General features: G+C 70.8%; 16 protein-coding genes and 1 pseudogene. 8 read left to right on the forward strand and 9 right to left on the reverse strand.

Annotated features, from left to right (window positions below; all coding sequences use genetic code 11):
- The first annotated feature begins 10 nt into the window (after positions 1 to 10).
- Entirely contained in the window at positions 11 to 472 is a 462-nt protein-coding gene (locus M2271_RS04110) for a MarR family transcriptional regulator (protein WP_280885677.1), read from the forward strand.
- A gap of 116 nt (positions 473 to 588) precedes the next feature.
- Here M2271_RS04110 and M2271_RS04115 read toward each other — a convergent pair.
- Positions 589 to 1,066, reverse strand: a pseudogene (locus M2271_RS04115) (peptide-N4-asparagine amidase); the annotation flags it as partial.
- Positions 1,067 to 1,212: 146 nt separating this feature from the next.
- Here M2271_RS04115 and M2271_RS04120 point away from each other — a divergent pair.
- The 4 genes from M2271_RS04120 to M2271_RS04135 all read left to right on the forward strand — a co-directional run bounded on the left by M2271_RS04120 (position 1,213) and on the right by M2271_RS04135 (position 5,843).
- Complete coding sequence (locus tag M2271_RS04120; protein WP_280885678.1) at positions 1,213 to 3,030, forward strand: ABC transporter ATP-binding protein; 1,818 nt, start codon at positions 1,213 to 1,215, stop codon at positions 3,028 to 3,030.
- Entirely contained in the window at positions 3,027 to 4,808 is a 1,782-nt protein-coding gene (locus M2271_RS04125) for an ABC transporter ATP-binding protein (RefSeq protein WP_280885679.1), read from the forward strand. Before M2271_RS04120 ends, M2271_RS04125 begins: the two co-directional genes overlap by 4 nt.
- 240 nt (positions 4,809 to 5,048) lie before the next feature.
- On the forward strand, positions 5,049 to 5,519 hold the full coding sequence (locus M2271_RS04130) for a DUF5709 domain-containing protein (RefSeq protein ID WP_280885680.1): 471 nt from the start codon (positions 5,049 to 5,051) through the stop codon (positions 5,517 to 5,519).
- A 54-nt stretch (positions 5,520 to 5,573) separates the two neighbouring features.
- Complete coding sequence (locus M2271_RS04135; protein ID WP_280885681.1) at positions 5,574 to 5,843, forward strand: type B 50S ribosomal protein L31; 270 nt, start codon at positions 5,574 to 5,576, stop codon at positions 5,841 to 5,843.
- Between the two features lie 128 nt (positions 5,844 to 5,971).
- Here M2271_RS04135 and M2271_RS04140 read toward each other — a convergent pair whose 3' ends face one another.
- Positions 5,972 to 6,766: a metal-dependent hydrolase gene (locus M2271_RS04140; protein ID WP_280885682.1), complete on the reverse strand. Its 795-nt coding sequence runs from the start codon at positions 6,764 to 6,766 to the stop codon at positions 5,972 to 5,974.
- A gap of 145 nt (positions 6,767 to 6,911) precedes the next feature.
- Between M2271_RS04140 and M2271_RS04145 the strand changes: the two genes are divergently transcribed.
- Both M2271_RS04145 and M2271_RS04150 read left to right on the forward strand, forming a co-directional pair.
- The gene (locus M2271_RS04145) at positions 6,912 to 9,425 is read left to right on the forward strand and encodes a DEAD/DEAH box helicase (RefSeq protein WP_280885683.1); all 2,514 of its coding nucleotides are present in this window, start codon (positions 6,912 to 6,914) and stop codon (positions 9,423 to 9,425) included.
- Between the two features lie 19 nt (positions 9,426 to 9,444).
- A complete protein-coding gene (locus M2271_RS04150) occupies positions 9,445 to 10,314 on the forward strand; it encodes an acyl-CoA thioesterase II (protein ID WP_280885684.1) in 870 nt (289 codons plus the stop codon).
- Here M2271_RS04150 and M2271_RS04155 read toward each other — a convergent pair.
- On the reverse strand, positions 10,301 to 11,230 hold the full coding sequence (locus M2271_RS04155) for a DUF6397 family protein (protein ID WP_280885685.1): 930 nt from the start codon (positions 11,228 to 11,230) through the stop codon (positions 10,301 to 10,303). The two genes, M2271_RS04150 and M2271_RS04155, sit on opposite strands and share 14 nt — an antisense overlap.
- Before the next feature lie 125 nt (positions 11,231 to 11,355).
- Complete coding sequence (locus M2271_RS04160) at positions 11,356 to 11,769, reverse strand: roadblock/LC7 domain-containing protein (protein ID WP_280885686.1); 414 nt, start codon at positions 11,767 to 11,769, stop codon at positions 11,356 to 11,358.
- A gap of 97 nt (positions 11,770 to 11,866) precedes the next feature.
- Here M2271_RS04160 and M2271_RS04165 point away from each other — a divergent pair, with 97 nt between their 5' ends.
- On the forward strand, positions 11,867 to 12,295 hold the full coding sequence (locus M2271_RS04165) for a PPOX class F420-dependent oxidoreductase (RefSeq protein ID WP_280885687.1): 429 nt from the start codon (positions 11,867 to 11,869) through the stop codon (positions 12,293 to 12,295).
- Positions 12,296 to 12,350: 55 nt separating this feature from the next.
- Here the strand turns inward: M2271_RS04165 and M2271_RS04170 are convergent, their stop codons facing one another.
- The 5 genes from M2271_RS04170 to M2271_RS04190 all read right to left on the reverse strand — a co-directional run bounded on the left by M2271_RS04170 (position 12,351) and on the right by M2271_RS04190 (position 17,578).
- Complete coding sequence (locus M2271_RS04170) at positions 12,351 to 12,956, reverse strand: ATP/GTP-binding protein (protein ID WP_280885688.1); 606 nt, start codon at positions 12,954 to 12,956, stop codon at positions 12,351 to 12,353.
- A 253-nt stretch (positions 12,957 to 13,209) separates the two neighbouring features.
- On the reverse strand, positions 13,210 to 13,623 hold the full coding sequence (locus M2271_RS04175; protein WP_280885689.1) for a DUF742 domain-containing protein: 414 nt from the start codon (positions 13,621 to 13,623) through the stop codon (positions 13,210 to 13,212).
- Positions 13,624 to 13,645: 22 nt separating this feature from the next.
- Complete coding sequence (locus tag M2271_RS04180) at positions 13,646 to 14,083, reverse strand: roadblock/LC7 domain-containing protein (protein WP_280885690.1); 438 nt, start codon at positions 14,081 to 14,083, stop codon at positions 13,646 to 13,648.
- Positions 14,080 to 16,728: a nitrate- and nitrite sensing domain-containing protein gene (locus M2271_RS04185; RefSeq protein WP_280885691.1), complete on the reverse strand. Its 2,649-nt coding sequence runs from the start codon at positions 16,726 to 16,728 to the stop codon at positions 14,080 to 14,082. Before M2271_RS04185 ends, M2271_RS04180 begins: the two co-directional genes overlap by 4 nt.
- 76 nt (positions 16,729 to 16,804) lie before the next feature.
- A complete protein-coding gene (locus M2271_RS04190; protein WP_280885692.1) occupies positions 16,805 to 17,578 on the reverse strand; it encodes an MHYT domain-containing protein in 774 nt (257 codons plus the stop codon).
- Positions 17,579 to 18,319: the final 741 nt, after the last annotated feature.

The raw sequence follows: 18,319 nt of genomic DNA on the forward strand, positions 1-18,319 counted from the left end.
TTGTTCCCGTATGACCACGCCCGATTCCGACGGCCTGCTCGCCGAGCAACTGCTGCGGCTCACGCGCCGGGTGCACCGCATCCAGAAGCGCCACCTTGAGCAGCGCGGCCTCGGCGTCACGCCGGCCCAGGCCCGGTTGTTGCGCACACTGGCGCACTGCGACGCCCCGCCCCGCATGGCCGACCTCGCGCAGCGCCTCGAGGTGGTGCCCCGCGCCGTGACGACCCTGGTCGACGGGCTGGAGACGAGCGGCATGGCGCGTCGGATGCCCGACCCCACCAACCGCCGGGTGATCCGGATCGAGCTCACCGACGACGGGCACAAGGCCGTACAGGAGTTGCGGCGCGCGCGGGTGTCCGCCGCGGAGGAGATCCTGGATCCGCTGACGACCGTGGAACGTGAGGTGCTGGGCGGGCTGCTGGACGCGCTGGTGGACGGGGCTCCGGAGCGGAGGCGGGGACGGACCTGCTGAGCAAGTGAACCGGCCGCAACCGCCGCTCCGTGGGACTGGAGCGACGGCCGGCCTCGCGCAGCTCCTGCCGCACGCGTGGCATGACGGACTCGGTGGACGCGCACCCAACTGGCCCCGCAGCCCCTGCGTTCCTGGGCGAGCACGCCCTGAACGGCCGTCAGGGAGCGGTCGTAGCATCCGGTCGAGCCATGGACCCGACAGCGTTCGCTCGTCGTGCCGACCGCGTGCCGCTGGTCGCGCGGCACGTTCGCGGTGTACTTCATGTCGCCCACGCCGGTGCCGTCGAACCCCGACCACGCGGTGCGCCGGCCGCCCGCGACGCGGTCACCGAGGGCCGGCAGGGTCCGCAGCCGACCCGCCGCGCCGAGCGTGGTCGTGCCGCCCATGGTGTACGTCCGCCGGGTGCGGCGCGCTGTGGGGGCGCGTCGTGGGGGCGCGTCGTGGGGGGCCGCGTCCGTCGACGGTCATCGACTCGTCGTCGCTCCATGCCGCGTCCAGGCGTCGACGTTCTCGCCGTCGGTGCGGCGGTGCGTGGAGGTGTTCGCGAGGGTACGAGCTCGCGGTGGTCGTCACCCGGCCGTGCGAGGTGTTCACCTGGTCGCACCGCGGTCAGCCGATTCTGTGCGCCGCGGCGGAAAACCGGTTGCTTCCGACCACGCTGTGACGCGACCCTTTCACGGTTTGTTGCCGCCGTCGAGCGGTCCCCCCACCCACCCCCTGACACGAGCCACTGGGACGTCATGCAGATTCAAGACCTTCCGTATCCCGACCCGGGAGTGCCGGACGCGCGTTCGGGTCCCCGGTTCCTCCGGTGGCTCTTCCGTAACCAGCTGGGCGGGCAGCTCAAGTCGCTGGCCTGGGGGCTGCTGCACTTCGGCTCCGTCTCCGTGCTGCCGTTCTGCGTCGGGCTCGCCGTCCAGGCCGTCGTCGACCACTCCGGTTCCCGGCTCGCCCTCGCGGGCGCGCTGCTGGCCGTGTGTTGCGTCGGCAACGCGGTCGGCGAGACCTTCCTGCACCGCACCGCCATCACCAACTGGATCACGGCGGCCGCCCGCGTCCAGCAACTGCTGGCCCGCAAGGCCGCTCTGCTGGGTTCGGCGCTGACCCGGCGGGTCGCGGCCGGAGAGGTCGTGGCCGTCTCCACCGGCGATGTCGAGAAGATCGGCTGGTTCGTGGAGGCCGTCTCCCGGTTCACCGCGGCGGCGGTCACCATCGTGCTGGTCTGCGTCGGCCTCGTCGTCTACCAGCCCGCGCTGGGCGTGGTCGTCGCGGCGGGCCTGCCGGTCGTCGCACTCGCGGCGCTGCCCCTGTTGCCCCGCGCGACCCGGCGCGCCGACGTCCAGCGTGAGAAAGCGGGGCGTGCCACCGAACTGGCGTCGGACACCGTGGCCGGTCTGCGCGTCCTGCGCGGTATAGGAGGCGAGGAACTCTTCCTCGACCGCTACCGCCGCGCCTCCCAGGAAGTACGCCATGCGGCCGTGCGCAGCGCCCGGATGTGGTCGTTGATCTCCGCGATCCAGGTCCTGCTGCCGGGACTGCTGCTGATCGCCGTCGTCTGGTACGGCGTCCACCTGGCCCGCGAGGGCCGGATCGACGTCGGCGAGCTGGTCACCGTCTACAGCTCCGTCATGCTCCTCACTTATCCGCTCCGGCACTTCGAAGAGATCGCGATGGCCTACTCCTTCTCGCGTCCGTCCGCCCGGCGGGCCGCGCATGTGCTGTCCCTGGAGCGGGCCACGGACACCGGGGGCTCCCTGGCCGCCGAGACCCCGTCCGGTGACCTCTACGACCCGGTCACCGGTCTGCTGGCGCCCGCCGGCCGGCTCACCGCCGTGGTGTGCGGCGACCCGGACGCGGCGGGGGTGCTGGCGGAGCGGCTGGGCGGGCATCCCTCGGAGGTGGGCGTGTCGGTCCTGTTGGGCGGGGTGCCGCTCGACGACCTCCCGCTCGACTCCGCCCGGACGGCCGTCCTCGTCCAGGACAAGGATCCGGTGCTGTTGTCCGGCTCGCTGCGTGAGCTGCTCGACGTGCCCGCCTCGGGCGACATCGGCGCCGAGGAGGCGCTGGCTGCCGCACAGTGCGGGGACGTGCTGACCGCCCTGGCCCAAGCGTCGCTCGACGCCGAGGACCCGATGGACGCCCGGATCACCGAACGCGGCCGGTCCCTGTCGGGCGGCCAGCGCCAGCGGCTCGCGCTGGCCCGGTCGCTGGTCACGGATCCGGAGGTGCTCGTCCTGGACGAGCCGACCTCCGCCGTCGACTCGCACACGGAGGCCCGGATCGCGCAGGGCCTGCGGGAGCTGCGCGCCGGACGCACCACCGTGGTCTTCACCTCCTCGCCGCTGCTGCTGGACCACGCCGACCGGGTCGCCCTGGTGCACGAGGGCGAGGTCGTGGCGGTCGGCGTGCACCGGGACCTGGTGCGCGAGGAACCCAGGTACCGGGCCGTGGTGACCCGCGAGACCGACGAGGAGGCCACCCGGCACGAGCGGGAGAGGACCGGATCCGAGTTGAACGACGTACTGGACACACTGGAAGAGATCGAGGAGACAGCATGATCGGCGTGGCGCCACCGGCGTACGACCCGGCGGCCCCGACGACGGCGAACACCCTGCCCGTCGGCGCCTCCGCGACCGTCCGCGCCTACGTGGCCGAACTGTTCCGCCGGCACCGCCGTGCCTTCCTGATCCTCGTCACCGTCAACACGGTCTCCGTGGTCGCCTCGATGGCGGGCCCGTGGCTGCTGGGCGGGCTGGTGGAGCGGGTGTCGGACGGGGCCCGTGAACTCGATCTGGAACTGACGGCCGGACTGTTCGTGCTCGCCCTGATCATCCAGGCCGTCTTCGTTCGCGAGGTGCGGCTGCGCGGGGCGATGCTCGGCGAGCGGATGCTGGCCGACCTGCGCGAGGACTTCCTGGTGCGGTCGGTGGGACTCCCGCCGGGAGTCCTGGAGCGGGCCGGGACGGGCGACCTGCTGTCCCGGATCACCACCGACGTCGACCGGCTGTCCAACGCGATGCGCGAGGCCGTGCCGCAGCTCGCGATCGGCGTGGTGTGGGTGGCCCTGCTGCTGGGCGGGCTGGTGATCACCGCGCCACCGCTGGCCGCCGCGGTGTTGCTCGCCGTGCCGTTGCTGGTGGTCGGCTGCCGCTGGTACTTCAGGCGGGCGGGAGCGGCCTACCGCTCGGAGGCCGCCGGATACGCCGCCGTCGCCGCCGCCCTGGCGGAGACCGTGGACGCCGGGCGCACCATCGAGGCCCACCGGCTCAGCGCCCGCCGTATCGCGCAGTCGGAGCGGCGGATCAAGGAGTGGACGGCCTGGGAGCGCTACACGCTCTGGCTTCGGTCGGTGCTGTTCCCCGTCGTCAACGTCACCCATGTGACGGTCCTCGCCTCGGTGCTCATGATCGGCGGGGTGTTCGTGCTCCAGGGCTGGATCGGGGTGGGGCAGCTGACCACGGGCGCGCTGATCGCGCAGATGCTCGTCGACCCGGTGGGGTTGATCCTGCGCTGGTACGACGAGCTGCAGGTGGCCGAGGTGTCGCTGGCCCGGCTGGTGGGAGTCCGGGACATCGAGCCGGACGCCGGTGACGACGCGCTGACCCCCGACGGACGCGATGTGCACGCGGACCGGGTGCACTTCGGCTACCTCGAAGGCGTGGACGTACTGCGCAAGGTGTCCCTGGAGGTGGCCCCCGGTACCAGGCTGGCACTGGTCGGCCCCTCCGGCGCGGGCAAGTCCACGCTGGGCAGACTGCTCGCCGGGATCTACGCGCCGCGGGACGGCCGGATCACCCTCGGCGGCGCCGAGCTCTCCCGGATGCCCGCGGAACGGGTCCGCTCGCACGTCGCCCTCGTCAACCAGGAGCACCACGTTTTCGTGGGCTCCCTGCGGGACAACCTGCTCCTCGCCCGGACCGCCGCCGACGACGCGCAGTTGTGGGCGGCGCTGGGCGCGGTGGACGCGGACGGGTGGGCGCGGGCCCTCGATGAGGGCCTGGACACCGAGGTCGGCTCGGGCGGGCTGGCGCTCACTCCCGCCCAGGCGCAGCAGATCGCCCTGGCCCGGTTGGTGCTGGCCGACCCGCACACACTGGTTCTGGACGAGGCGACCTCCCTGCTCGACCCCCGGGCGGCCCGCCATCTGGAGCGGTCCCTCGCCCGGGTCCTCGACGGCCGCACGGTGGTCGCGATCGCCCACCGGCTGCACACCGCCCATGACGCGGACGTGATCGCCGTGGTCGAGAACGGCCGGATCAGCGAACTGGGCGGCCATGACGAGCTGGTCGTGGCCGACGGGGCGTACGCGGCGCTGTGGCGGTCCTGGCACGGCTGACCGGCTGACGCTGCCGGTGTGAGGTGGCCGCAGAGCCGGGCCGGGGACGAGCGCTCCCCGGCTCGGCTCGGTGCCATTGCGCAGGGGCGAAGTCGAGTGGAAGGGTGGATAGCGGAACCGTCTCGGGGAGCGCCCGCGAACCAGGCGGTTCGAAGACGAGCGCGGCTCGTGCCTCGTACGTCCCTGGTCCGCCGCGGACCGCGGGGAGAACGGGCCCGTCCCCATCACCTGGAGGTACCCGTGAACAGCACCGACGGATGGGGAGACGACGTCTACCAGCCCGATGGATCCGAGATCCAGGACGACGCGGGGCTGCTCGACGCGGAGGACACCCTGGAGGACGACGGGGTCGGTGATCCGCTCGACCGGGGCTGGTCGCCACCGGAACGCCCCTGGGCGGTGGAACACAGCGGTGTGACGGCCGCGGAGCGCCGCCGGGGTGAGACGCTGGACCAGCGGCTCGCCGAGGAGCTGCCCGACCCGGTCGAGTTCGACGGGGACGGGATCGGCGACAGCGACGGCACCGACGGAGAACTCCTCGACAACGAGGTCGGCACGGCCCGCTCCGGCCGACTCGTGGCACCCGACGAGGGGACCCACGAGGACAAGGAGAGTGCCCTGGTCGCGACGGACGTGGGCATCGACGGCGCGGCCGCCTCCGCAGAGGAGGCCGCGATGCACATCGTCGACGGGGACGCCCTGCCCGGCTGACCCCACCGACCCCGCGCCGCCGGCCGCCCGGCCGGTACCGCACAAGGAGGATCCATGCAGCAGGACAAGCAGCCCGACTACCACCCGGTCGTCTTTCGCGACCGCTCCGCGGGCTACGCCTTCCTCACCCGGTCCACCGCGACCAGCGACCGGACCATCGAGTGGGACGACGGCGAGACCTACCCGGTCGTGGACGTGGAGATCTCCTCGGAGAGCCACCCCTTCTACACCGGCAAGGCTCGCACGGTGGACTCGGAGGGCCGCATCGCCCAGTTCGAACGGCGCTACGGCGGCGGGACGGGCCAGGGGCCCGGCGGATCGTGAGCGCCTGCGGTTCGTCCCGACGGAGCGTGCCCGGTCGCGGACCACGGCCGCGAGTCGCGAGGCACCGTGGACGGCGGCGGGCCGTGCGGCACCGCGGACGAGTCCGGCGCCCGCGCGGCGCGGCCCGCTCAGATGAAGTTGAGGGCCGCCGCGCAGCCCACCCCTCCGAGCAGCATGAACGCCGGCATCAGAACCTTCAGCTCGACCCAGCTGCCCGCGCGGAACCGCATGAACTTCGGCGGACCGATCGGGTACCACCTCTTGCGGCCGACCGGGATCGGCCACAGGACCGGGCAGCCGGAGACCGTCAGCGCGTCGCCTATGTCGTGCACCAGCGCGCCCAGCACGACCGGCAGCCCCAGCCAGAGGTACTCCTGGCCCGGCGCGGTGAACAGCCAGTCCGAGCCGTTGCCCGGCTTGTCCAGCACCCCGGCGAGGATCCACGCACTGGTCGCGGCCAGCAGCCAGACCAGGACGTCGGCGCTGGAGCCACGGGTCGCCCGCCACAGCAGTCCCTCGATGGCCAGCACCATGTGCACGAACAGGATCGCCAATACGCCCCAGCGGCCACCGGTGATCGCCACCGCCGAGGAGCCCGCGCCGATCAGGACGGCCCACAGCCAGGTGTGCGTGAGCGTGCGGTGCCCGCCCGAGCGGCGTGGGTCGCCCTGCTTCTTCGTGGCCTTGTAGACGGCGTAGGAGAGCTTGTCGACGATCTCGCACAGCCCACGCGAGAGCGGACCGAAGGCCCGCGAGATGGTGGCGGCCTTGTGGTCGAGGTCCGGGGCGAGCGCCGCGCCGGCGCAGATCAGGGCACCGGCAAGGAGGACCGGCCAGGGCATCGTGTGCCCCGCCGCGGCGGCCGCCGCGCCGACGCCGAGCCAGGCCGCGGCTCCCGACAGTGAGTGTGCTGGTCCCATCATCGCCGCTGCCCGCCCGATTCCTCGTGTGTCGCTGTCCAGTTGACCGGGAGCACTGACGCTCCGTCGGCGACACAGCGTAGCGTTCGCGATCTTCGTAGCGGCAGCCGATTCCCCTGGAGGGGAGGAGGGCAGGCAAGATGGGTGGGTGACCCTCATCGATCAGCTGCCGCCGACCGCCGACCCCGACGCCCTTTACGAAGCTTTCGAGTCGTGGACGCAGGAGCGCGGTCTCACGCTCTACCCGCATCAGGAGGAGGCGCTGATCGAGGTGGTCTCCGGTGCGAACGTGATCGTGTCCACGCCCACCGGCTCCGGCAAGAGCATGATCGCCGCGGGCGCCCACTTCGCGGCGCTGGCCCGTGACGAGGTCACCTTCTACACGGCACCGATCAAGGCGCTGGTGTCGGAGAAGTTCTTCGAGCTGTGCAAGATGTTCGGCACCGAGAACGTCGGCATGCTGACCGGCGACGCGTCCGTCAACTCCGACGCCCCGGTCATCTGCTGCACCGCCGAGGTGCTCGCCTCGATCGCCCTGCGCGACGGCAAGCACGCGGACGTCGGCCAGGTCGTGATGGACGAGTTCCACTTCTACGCGGAGGCCGATCGCGGCTGGGCCTGGCAGATCCCGATCCTGGAACTGCCCCAGGCGCAGTTCATCCTGATGTCGGCCACCCTCGGCGACGTCTCGATGTTCGAGAAGGACCTCACCCGGCGCACCGGCCGCCCGACGTCGGTGGTCCGCTCGGCGACCCGCCCGGTGCCGCTCTCCTACGAGTACAAACTGTCTCCGCTCACCGAGACGCTGACCGAGCTGCTGGAGACCAGGCAGGCGCCGGTCTACATCGTGCACTTCACGCAGGCGCAGGCCGTGGAGCGGGCGCAGGCGCTGATGAGCATCAACATGTGCACGCGCGCGGAGAAGGACCAGATCGCCGAGCTGATCGGCAACTTCCGCTTCACCACCAAGTTCGGCCGCAACCTTTCCCGGTACGTGCGGCACGGCATCGGTGTCCATCACGCCGGCATGCTGCCCAAGTACCGCCGCCTGGTGGAGAAGCTCGCGCAGGCAGGTCTGCTGAAGGTCATCTGCGGCACGGACACGCTCGGTGTCGGTGTCAACGTGCCCATCCGGACCGTGTTGTTCACCGCGCTGGCCAAGTACGACGGCACCCGGGTGCGCACGCTGCGGGCCCGTGAGTTCCACCAGATCGCCGGCCGTGCCGGACGGGCGGGCTTCGACACGGCGGGCTTTGTCGTGGCCCAGGCCCCCGAGCACGTCATCGAGAACGAGAAAGCGCTGAACAAGGCGGGCGATGACCCGAAGAAGCGCCGGAAGGTCGTCCGCAAGAAGGCGCCCGAGGGCTTCGTCGGCTGGACTGAGAGCACCTTCGAGAAGCTGATCACCTCCGAGCCGGAGCCGCTCAGCTCCCGTTTCCGCGTGACGCACACGATGCTGCTGTCGGTGATCGCACGGCCCGGCAACGCCTTCGAGGCGATGCGGCACCTCCTGGAGGACAACCACGAACCGCGCAAGCAGCAGCTGAGGCACATCCGGCGGGCGATCGCGATCTACCGCTCGCTGCTGGACGGCGGCATCGTCGAGAAGCTCGACAAGCCGGACGCCGAGGGCCGCGTCGTCCGTCTCACGGTCGATCTCCAGCAGGACTTCGCTCTCAACCAGCCGCTGTCCACGTTCGCGCTCGCCTCGTTCGAACTTCTCGATCCCGAGTCGCCGTCCTACGCTCTGGACATGGTGTCCGTCGTCGAGTCCACCCTCGACGATCCCCGGCAGATCCTCGCCGCCCAGCAGAACAAGGCACGCGGCGAGGCGATCGCCGCGATGAAGGCGGACGGCGTCGAGTACGAGGACCGCATGGAGCGCCTCCAGGACGTCAGCTACCCCAAGCCTCTGGAAGAGCTCCTCTCCCACGCGTACAACACGTACCGCAAGAGCCACCCCTGGGTCGGCGACCATCCGCTGTCGCCGAAGTCCGTCGTCCGTGACATGTACGAACGGGCCATGTCCTTCACCGAGTTGGTCTCCTACTACGAGCTCGCCCGCACCGAGGGCATCGTGCTGCGCTACCTCGCCGGCGCGTACAAGGCCCTCGACCACACGGTCCCGGACGACCTCAAGTCCGAGGATCTCCAGGATCTGATCGAGTGGCTGGGCGAGATGGTGCGCCAGGTCGACTCCAGCCTGCTGGACGAGTGGGAGCAGCTCGCCAACCCGGAGGTGATGACCGCGGAGGAGGCCCGGGAGAAGGCCGACGAGGTCAAGCCGGTCACCACCAACGCGCGTGCTTTCCGCGTCCTCGTCCGTAACGCCATGTTCCGCCGGGTCGAGCTCGCCGCCCTGGACCAGGTCGGGCAGCTCGGCGAGATGGACGCGGACTCCGGCTGGGACGCCGAGGCCTGGGGCGAGGCGATGGACAAGTACTGGGACGAGTACGACGACCTCGGCACCGGTCCCGACGCCCGCGGCCCGAAGCTGCTGATGATCGAGGAGGAGCCGCAGAACCGCCTGTGGCGCGTACGACAGATCTTCGACGACCCGAACGACGACCATGACTGGGGCATCAGCGCGGAGGTCGACCTCACGGGCTCCGACGCCGAGGGCCGTGCGATCGTACGTGTCACCGACGTCGGCCAGCTGTGAGCACAGGAGAAACCCACCCATGACGACGAACCCGGCCGAGAGCCTCGTCGACCTGCTCGACCTGGAGCAGATCGAGGTCAACATCTTCCGCGGCCGCAGCCCGCAGGAGTCCCTGCAGCGCGTCTTCGGCGGCCAGGTGGCCGGCCAGGCGCTGGTCGCCGCGGGCCGCACCACGGAGGGCGACCGACCGGTGCACTCGCTGCACGCGTACTTCCTGCGTCCGGGCAGGCCCGGGGTGCCGATCGTGTACCAGGTCGAGCGGGTGCGGGACGGGCGGTCCTTCACGACCCGCCGGGTCACCGCCGTACAGCAGGGACGCACGATCTTCAATCTCACCGCCTCCTTTCACAAGCCTGAACAGGGGAGCTTCGAGCACCAGCTGCCGCCGGCCCGCACCGTCCCGGACCCGGAATCCCTGCCGACGGTCTCGGACGAGATCCGGGAGCATCTGGGCGCGCTGCCCGAGCAGCTGGAGCGGATGGCCCGGCGTCAGCCCTTCGACATCCGCTATGTGGACCGGCTGCGCTGGAGCGCCGAGGAGATCGAGGACGCCGAGCCGCGCAGCGCGGTGTGGATGCGCGCGGTCGGGCCGCTGGGTGACGACCCGCTGGTGCACACCTGCGCGCTGACCTACGCCAGCGACATGACCCTCCTGGACGCCGTCCGCATCCCGGTCGAACCCCTGTGGGGCCCGCGCGGCTTCGACATGGCGTCACTGGACCACGCCATGTGGTTCCACCGGCCCTTCCGCGCGGACGAGTGGTTCCTCTACGACCAGGAGTCGCCGATCGCGACGGGCGGGCGAGGGCTGGCCCGCGGCCGGATCTACGACCTGGAGGGCCGGCTGCTCGTGTCGGTCGTCCAGGAGGGTTTGTTCAGAGCGCTGTAGACCGGGGTTTGCCACGGCGCAGCCAGCCCAGCAGTTTTCGGGGCGGTTGCGGCCCCTCGGACGCGGGCGTGTCATGGTGCGCCCCGACGGACACGTCACGGTGTGACATGGCCGGGGCCGGTGGGGTCGTGGGACGTGGACGGGGTGCAGGTCGATGCTCGGCCGCCTCCTCCAGGGCCCGGGCCAGGTCGGCCCTCAGCCAGCCGATCTCGTCCGGATCGTCCGCCGTCATGATTCGCTCGGCCAGCTGCGCGGCGGGGGAACCTGGCGCCCCGTGAGTGGGTGGCCCGGGCCGGAAGCGGTTCAGGTGCGAGCGTTCGTAGGGGTCCGGAACAAGCTCCGCGATCTGAACCGGGTCGAGGAAGGCAGCCACGGCACCGGCCTGTTCCCACGGGTCCTCGGCCTGCCGGAGCAGGAATCCGAGGTGTCGACCGCGCCAGTTGCGGGCGCGCAGATCCAGGCCGGTTTCCAGCTGGCCCCGCGGCCCCTCGGGCATACGGGCGTTCAGCAGGCGCGCGTTCTTCTCGTCGGCCGCGAACTGGCGTAGTTCCTCGGCCAGATACTGCCAGACCACCATCCGGTACCGGTTCAGGTAGAAAGTCACCGGCACCACCAGGCCCAGGCGGGCCAGGCGGGTGAACCTGCCTGGAGGCACCTCCATGACGGCCGCGCCCTCCGTGGCCCCCACGGCTTTCACCCGTTCCCGCAGGGAATCGGGGAAGCCTTCACCCGCACGCAGCCGGTCGATCTCGGCGCGGGGGACGCGTCGGCCTCCACCGCCTTCGTCAGGCCGGGTGCGGATATGACCGAGGTGCACGGCAAGGTCGAACTCGCCTCGCCTCAGGCCCAGTTCGCGAGCGGCGCGGCTGGGCACGTAGGTGAGGTGGTGCGGTTTCGGAATGGTGTCGGTCGGCATGGCCGGTCTCCCCCGTGGAATCAGGGCTCACGCTGTGTGCGCTCGCCGTGACAAAACCGTAGCCGGTCCGGCGGACATCACGGCAAGCCTGTGGATAACTCTGCGGAGGGCGACGAATCAGCAGGTCAGAGGTCTGCGGCTGGGCTTCGCTCGGGCTGTCGGGGGTCCACCGTGAGATGCTCGCCGACCCGGTTGACGAGCAGGGTCATCTCGTAGGCGATCTGGCCGATGTCGGCCTCCGCGCCGCTGAGTACGCACAGGCAGCTGCCGGTACCCGCGGCGGTGACGAACAGCACCGCGTCGTCGAACTCGATCATGGTCTGTCGTACCTGGCCCGCTCCGAAGTGCCGCCCCGAGCCCTTGGCCAGGCTGTGCAGTCCGGACGAGACGGCGGCGAGATGATCCGCGTCCTCGCGGCGCAGTCCCGTGCTCGCCCCCGTCACCAGCCCGTCGTTGGACAGGACCAGCGCGTGTCGCACGTGTTCCACGCGCTCGGTCAGGTCGTCCAGCAGCCAGCCAAGTCTCTGGTTCCGCGCCATGTTGTCCGTCTCCCCCTGTGACGTCTCCTCCCTGGCCGGAGGATCTCTCTCCGCCAGCCTTACCCACGACCGGCGTGCGAGCAAGGAGGATGGGGACATGGCACAGAACATGACCGACACCGAATGGCGGGAGTTCGTCTCCCACGGCACCCGCACCGCGAAGCTGTCGACCGTACGGGCCGACGGAAGCCCGCACATCGCACCGATCTGGTTCCTGCTAGACGGGGACGAGTTGGTGTTCAACACCGGCAAGAGCACGGTGAAGGGACGCAATCTGACGCGGGACGGCCGCGTGGCGCTGTGCGTCGACGACGACCGGCCGCCCTTCGACTACGTGCTGCTCCAGGGCCGTGCCCGGATCATCGAGGATCTCGACGAGGTGAGGCACTGGGCCGGGCGTCTCGGGGCGCGGTACATGGGCGAGGAGCGAGCCGAGGAGTTCGGCGCCCGCAACGGCGTCCCGGGTGAACTCCTCGTCCGCGTCGCGATCGAAAAGGTCCTGGCGCAGAAGGCGATCGCCGACTGAGCACGGCTTCCGTTTTCGGCCACGAGGTCAATCCACCGAGACCTCGGCCACGAGGTCAACCCACCGAATCGAGCAGCCGGGCGGTGTACATCCGCCCGGCGTACTCGACCAGCCGGATCAGCACCTCCTTCCCCGAGTCACGGTCACGGGCGTCACAGAGCACCACGGGCGTGCCCTGGTCGAGGTCCAGGGCGCGTGAGACGTCCTGGACGCCGTAGGCCCGGGCACCCGCGAAGCAGTTGACGGCCACCACGAACGGGATGTGCCGGTGCTCGAAGTAGTCCACCGCGGGGAAGCAGTCCTCCAGGCGGCGGGTGTCGGCGAGGACCACCGCGCCGAGGGCTCCCTGTGACAGCTCGTCCCACAGGAACCAGAAGCGGTCCTGGCCCGGTGTGCCGAACAGGTAGAGGGACAGGCCGGAGCGGATGGTGATGCGGCCGAAGTCCATGGCGACCGTCGTGGTGACCTTCTGGTCCACACCGTCGGTGTCGTCCACCAGCTGCCCGGCCTCGCTGAGCAGTTCCTCGGTGCGCAGCGGCCGGATCTCGCTGACTGCGCCGACCAGGGTCGTCTTGCCCACGCCGAAACCGCCGGCGACCAGTATCTTCAACGCCAGGGCGGTCGTTTCGCCGTCCTGGTCGTCGGAGTGCTCGGAGATCATCGATCACTTCTCTCGGGAGGACCGGCAACGGTCGACGTCGGGGAGTGGTGCCGCGTCCCGCCGGAACGTCCGCCCGCGGCTTCGACGCATAAAGGCGACGTCAGCTGGATGCGACGTCAGCATGGTGACAACTGCGGCTTCCCTCCGAGGGGCTTGGACCGCTATTTGCCCGATCTGACCGACTCGTGGCCATGCTGTGTGCGGAAGAGCGCACAAGTAGGCGCCGCCGGGGCCGGGTGGCTGAGCGCGTTCTTCAAAGGGCTCGCAGTCCTTCGATCACCTCGCGCAGAATCCGTTCGTCAGGGAGGTGCGCGGGCGGCACGGGACGGCTGACGGTGACCCGGCCGAGTTCCAGGAGGTCTCCGAGGAGGACCCTGACCACGCCCACGGGCAGGTCGGCGCCCGCGGCCAGTTCGGCGACCGACTGCGTCTCCGTACGGCACAGGTCGACCAGGGCGCGGTGCTCCGGCCCGAGCGCGGTGTCGTCGTCGACGCCGGGCACGTCGGTGTCCAGCGTGACGAGGGAGATCAGGTCGAAGCGCACCCCGGTGGGGCCGGCCTCGGTGCGTCCGCCGGTCATGGCGTACGGCCGCACCAGGGGCCCGGCCTCCCCGTCGTACCACTGGCTGCCCTGCTCGTCAGGGGCCCCGGTCATGTCCTCGGCCATGTGCGTGGACCGCCTTCTCACGTCATCCGGCGGAGGAAGGCCGCTCGTCGAACCGCGGCGGCGTGCAGAGGTGCTCGCCGACGCGCTTGACCAGCCGTGCCATCTCGTAGGCGACCAGGCCTATGTCCGCCGTTACGGCAGTGAGGACGGTGAGGCAGGAGCCGTCGCCCGCGGCGGCCACGAAGAGGAAGCCGTCGTCCATCTCCACCATGGTCTGGCGCACGCCTCCGGCGCCGAAGTGTCGACCCGCGCCCTTGGCCAGGCTGTGAAAACCGGAGGCTACGGCGGCGAGATGCTCGGCGTCCTCACGGCGGAGGCCGGTCGAGGCGCCCACGGCGAGCCCGTCGTTGGACAGCACCACCGCGTGCCGCACCTCGTTCACACGCAGGACCAAGTCGTCCAGCAGCCAGTCGAGTTCGCCGGACCGCTGGGCGGTGTTCATGCTCGGGTCCTGGATCATGCGGGATCTCCTTCGCTGCTGTCACTGCCCACTGGCACATCCGGGATGGCGCCGTGGCCGGGCTGCCTGCCGCCGCCTCGGTTCCAGCCCTCGCGGTACGCCGCCATGCGGTCCCGTACGAGTTCGGGGGTGCGCCGGTCGTCGTTCCGTGGCGCGGATGTCGATGCCGGTTCCTCGGCGGGCCGCTCACGCAGTTGGGGCGCGAGATGTGCCTGCCGTACCCGGCGGGGCAGGTCGTCGGAATCCTCCGGAGAGTCGTCGCAGAAGTCGTCCGGGGGACGGTGCAGAGGCAAGGTGGTGACTCCGGGCCGCATGTTGACAGCCGCCGTCCGGGCAGTTGGGGCTTCAGCCGTGGTCCGGGTCTCTTCCGTGATCCGGGGCTCTTCCCGGACGCGGGTCTCTTCCGCGACCCAGGGCTCTTCCCGGACGCGGGCGACGGTCGGTGCGGGAGCCAGCAGTGCGGGCCGGTCGGACACTGCCGGGACGGTCTCCTGGTACTGCGTGGCGGCGGGCACGCGTACGTACTCGTGTTCCGTGTGCCGTTCCGCGTTCGCCACCTTGCGGGGGGAACCTTCCGTCGCTCCGGCGTGCAGGAGAGCGGTAGGCAGCAGGACTACGGCTGTGGTGCCGCCGTAGGGCGAGGGTCGCAGGTGCACCTTGATGCCGTGCCGGGCGGCGAGCCGGCTGACCACGAAGAGGCCGAGCCGGTCGCTGTCGAACAGGTCGAGAGTCTCGGACTGCTCGATGCGCCGGTTGGCCTTCGAAAGCGTCTCCTTGCCCATGCCCAGGCCTCGGTCCTCGACCTCGACGGCGTAGCCGTTGCCGACGGGTTCGCCGGTGACCTGCACGCGTGTGTGGGGCGGCGAGAACTGGGCGGCGTTCTCGATGATCTCCGCAAGGAGGTGGGTGAGGTCGGCGACGGCCGTGCCGGAGATCGACGCGTCGGGCAGTCGGCGCACCTCCACGCGCGCGTAATCCTCGACTTCGGAGAGGGCCGCGCGGACCACGTCGGTCAGGGAGACCGGCATGCGCCAGGCACGGCCGGGTGCTGCCCCGGAGAGGATGATCAGGCTCTCGGCGTGGCGCCGCATCCGGGTGGTGAGGTGGTCGAGCCGGAAGAGGTCGCTCAGTTCGTTCGGGTCGTCGGAGCGGCGCTCCATGCTGTCGAGGAGGCTGAGCTGGCGATGGACGAGGACCTGGCTGCGGCGGGCGAGGTTGACGAAGACACCGGAGATGCCGCCGGCGAGTTCGGCGCGCTCGGCAGCAGCCCTCAGGGCAGCACGGTGCACGGTGCTGAGGGCTTCGGCGACCTGTCCGGTCTCGTCCTCCGCGGGCGGTCCGGACGGGGCCTCGGCCCGGACGTCGATCTCCTCACCCGCGCGCAGTTTCCGCATGGCCTCGGGGAGTTTGCGGCGGGCGATCTCCAGGGCCCCGTTGCGCAGGCTCACCAGCTCGACGACCAGGCCGCGGCCGATGCGTACGGAGATCACGAGGGAGGCGGCGACAGCGACGAGGCCGAGGAGGACGGCGGCACCGGCCGGGGTGAGCAGACCGCGGGTGAACGGGTCGGCGCGGTCGGTGACCGCACGTCCCGCGTTCTGCTCGATCGTCCGCATGCCCTCCTGCACGCGCGCGTGCGCCGCTTCCCAGGTCGCCTGCGGCACCACTGCGACGGCGTGGGTGCCCGCACCTGCGACGAGAACCTTGTCCTCGGTGGTGCCCACGGTGGCGTACGCGCTGCCGTCCGCGAGGTCGCGCCAGTCAGCTCGTCCGGAGCCGCGCAGGTCGGCCACGGCGGCGGCGGTGAGGGCACGGCGGGTGTCGACGGCACCGGTGAACAGCCGCAGGCGCTCGCCCGACAGCCCGCCGGCCAGACGCGCGCTGCCCAGGACGACGTCCTCCTGTGCCAGGGCCTCTCCCGCGCGGGAGAATTCGAGCAGCACACGCGTGTCGGAGCCGAGTTCGGCGTCCTGGATGCCGGTGAGGGCTCCCCCGACGCCGAAGGCACTGGCGATGATCGTCGTGTACCGCCCGTACGTCTCGTTCCAGTTCACCCGGTGGGCCAGTACGGCGCCGCGCAGTGAGTGCAGTCGCTCAACGCCGGTGACGAAGGTCTCGAGCCGCTGGGCCACTCCGGTGGGCAGTTCCTCGCTGTCGGCGACGGTGTTGTCATCGCCGAGGCGCAGTTTCGCCACTGCGCCGTCCGTGCGCCGGGCGAGCTTCTCGAGGTCGGCACTCTGCCCTGCCGACGGGTCGGTCGCGTAGCGGACGGCCGCCGCACGCTCGGTCTGGAGGGCGGTTACGGCATCCGCGACGGGGGCCCGGATCGCGGAGTCCACGCGCTGGAGCTGCCGGAGCCGGGAGACGTCCTGGGCGGTGGTGACCGTCGCGTACGCCCACAGGGCGAGCAGAGAGACGACCGGCACCATCAGCAGGCAGACGATCTTGGCTCGCACCGTCCGTGGTCGAATACGCCGGCTACCCGCGCGCGCGGGTACGTCGTCCGGTATCGCACCCGCGGGTTCGCCCGGGAGTCCGCCCGGGAGTTCGTCGGCGGGCGGTCCGGCGTGCGCGCGGCGGCCTCGCACGGGGGGCGGGGGCGGCGTCTCGACGCCGGCTGGGTGGGTCCTACGCGGTGTACGCATGGCCTCCTCGCTCGGAAGTGGGTCGGGGGCAGGCGGTCCGCGCGGTGGCGGGTCCGGGATGCCGCCGGGTGGGTCGCTAGGGGGCCGTGCTCTCGACCTGCCGCTGGGCCGAGTCGGATGCCTGGCGCTCCCCCGTGGTCGGCGACAGCGCGACGAAGGCCGAGGTCAGGAAGAGGTAGGACCCGAGGCCGACGGCGAGGGGGAAGATGAACTGCATCGCCGTGGCCCCGGGCAGAGCGGCCCCCGAGGGCTTGACACGCGCGCTCACCGCGAACATTCCGGTGTAGTGCATGCTGCTCACCGCTGCCCCCATGATCAGTGAGGCGAGGGTGACGGCGACGGGTGACTTGATGTTGAGTGCGGCCCACAGAGCCGCCGTCGCCGCGACGACCGCGATCAGGACGGAGAGGCCGACGAGTACCGGGTCGTAGTCGACGTCACCGTGCAGGCGCACCGCCGCCATGCCCAGGTAGTGCATGCTCGCCACGCCGCCCCCGGTGGTGAGGCCGCCGAGGAAGAGGGCGCGGGTGCGGTCGTGGCTGTAGCCGACGGCGAAGACGCCGGCGCAGACGACCACCATGGCGACCAGCAGGCTCACGATCGTGAGCGGCACGTCGTAGCGGATCTCGGTGCCGCTGACGCTGAAGCCGAGCATGGCGACGAAGTGCATGGTCCAGATGCCGGTGCCGAGCGCTGAGGCCGCGGTGATGAGCCAGTTCCGTCGCGACCGGCCGGTGGCGCCGAGCGCGCGGACGGTGCAGCGCAGCCCGAGCGCGGCGCCTGTGCAGGCCATCACGTATGACAGCGCGGGGGTCAGCCACCCCAGGGCTGCGTGGTCCAGGTGTCCCATGGCTCCGGGACGCTAGTCCGGGCAGGGGGATACAAAGGGGGCACATTTCGAAAGGTGTTGGAAGATGACGCAGAGATGCACCTGAACGATCGCATCACGCTGGAACGTGCGCGCGTGGGCGGTGTCCCTGAAGCAGTCGTTTTGCCCTGGCCTCACGTAGCGGGGAGCTTGTGGGCGGGGAGGGTTGGTCATGACTCGGCTCGGAGGGGAGAGACGGCTCCGTCGCGCGCTCGCGCCACGACGGCCATGGCCAAACGAACTGCCGCCACATTGGCTCGGCAATGCCGGTAAGGGGCACCTTGAGGGAAGGCGCCCCTTACATCTTGGTTTTCTCCTCAAGGAGATGCAGGCGAGGTTTCGCTTAGCCCCCGCATACCGCCCAAGCCTTCACTGACATGTCCCGTACTCAGAGGGACGGCCCTCGTGCTCGTGGCAGTCGGGCTTGTGACCGCCGTGATCACCGTGATCGTGGTCGTCCTCGTGGTGATCGTGATCACCTTCACCGCCAGGTCCCTTGGGTCCGGTGTCCCCCTTGGGCCCCTTGGATCCCTTGGGTCCCTTGGGTCCGGTGTCTCCCTTGGACCCCTTGGACCCCTTGGATCCCTTGGGTCCGGCAGGTCCGGTGTCTCCCTTGGGTCCGGCAGGTCCGGTGTCACCCTTAGGACCGGCAGGACCGGTGTCACCCTTAGGACCGGCAGGACCGGTGTCACCCTTAGGACCGGCAGGACCGGTGTCACCCTT

The sequence above is a fragment of the Streptomyces sp. LBL genome, from assembly GCF_029893585.1.
Lineage (GTDB): Bacteria > Actinomycetota > Actinomycetes > Streptomycetales > Streptomycetaceae > Streptomyces.

Bases quoted from the DNA above. Each gene is read 5' to 3' on its own strand.
- M2271_RS04190 (WP_280885692.1), bottom strand. From the start codon at position 17,578: ATGGGACACCTGGACCACGCAGCCCTGGGGTGGCTGACCCCCGCGCTG.
- M2271_RS04180 (WP_280885690.1), bottom strand. From the start codon at position 14,083: ATGATCCAGGACCCGAGCATGAACACCGCCCAGCGGTCCGGCGAACTC.
- M2271_RS04165 (WP_280885687.1), top strand. From the start codon at position 11,867: ATGGCACAGAACATGACCGACACCGAATGGCGGGAGTTCGTCTCCCAC.
- M2271_RS04140 (WP_280885682.1), bottom strand. From the start codon at position 6,766: ATGATGGGACCAGCACACTCACTGTCGGGAGCCGCGGCCTGGCTCGGC.
- M2271_RS04170 (WP_280885688.1), bottom strand. From the start codon at position 12,956: ATGATCTCCGAGCACTCCGACGACCAGGACGGCGAAACGACCGCCCTG.
- M2271_RS04135 (WP_280885681.1), top strand. From the start codon at position 5,574: ATGCAGCAGGACAAGCAGCCCGACTACCACCCGGTCGTCTTTCGCGAC.
- M2271_RS04150 (WP_280885684.1), top strand. From the start codon at position 9,445: ATGACGACGAACCCGGCCGAGAGCCTCGTCGACCTGCTCGACCTGGAG.
- M2271_RS04120 (WP_280885678.1), top strand. From the start codon at position 1,213: ATGCAGATTCAAGACCTTCCGTATCCCGACCCGGGAGTGCCGGACGCG.
- M2271_RS04110 (WP_280885677.1), top strand. From the start codon at position 11: ATGACCACGCCCGATTCCGACGGCCTGCTCGCCGAGCAACTGCTGCGG.
- M2271_RS04160 (WP_280885686.1), bottom strand. From the start codon at position 11,769: ATGGCGCGGAACCAGAGACTTGGCTGGCTGCTGGACGACCTGACCGAG.
- M2271_RS04185 (WP_280885691.1), bottom strand. From the start codon at position 16,728: ATGCGTACACCGCGTAGGACCCACCCAGCCGGCGTCGAGACGCCGCCC.
- M2271_RS04175 (WP_280885689.1), bottom strand. From the start codon at position 13,623: ATGGCCGAGGACATGACCGGGGCCCCTGACGAGCAGGGCAGCCAGTGG.
- M2271_RS04125 (WP_280885679.1), top strand. From the start codon at position 3,027: ATGATCGGCGTGGCGCCACCGGCGTACGACCCGGCGGCCCCGACGACG.
- M2271_RS04155 (WP_280885685.1), bottom strand. From the start codon at position 11,230: ATGCCGACCGACACCATTCCGAAACCGCACCACCTCACCTACGTGCCC.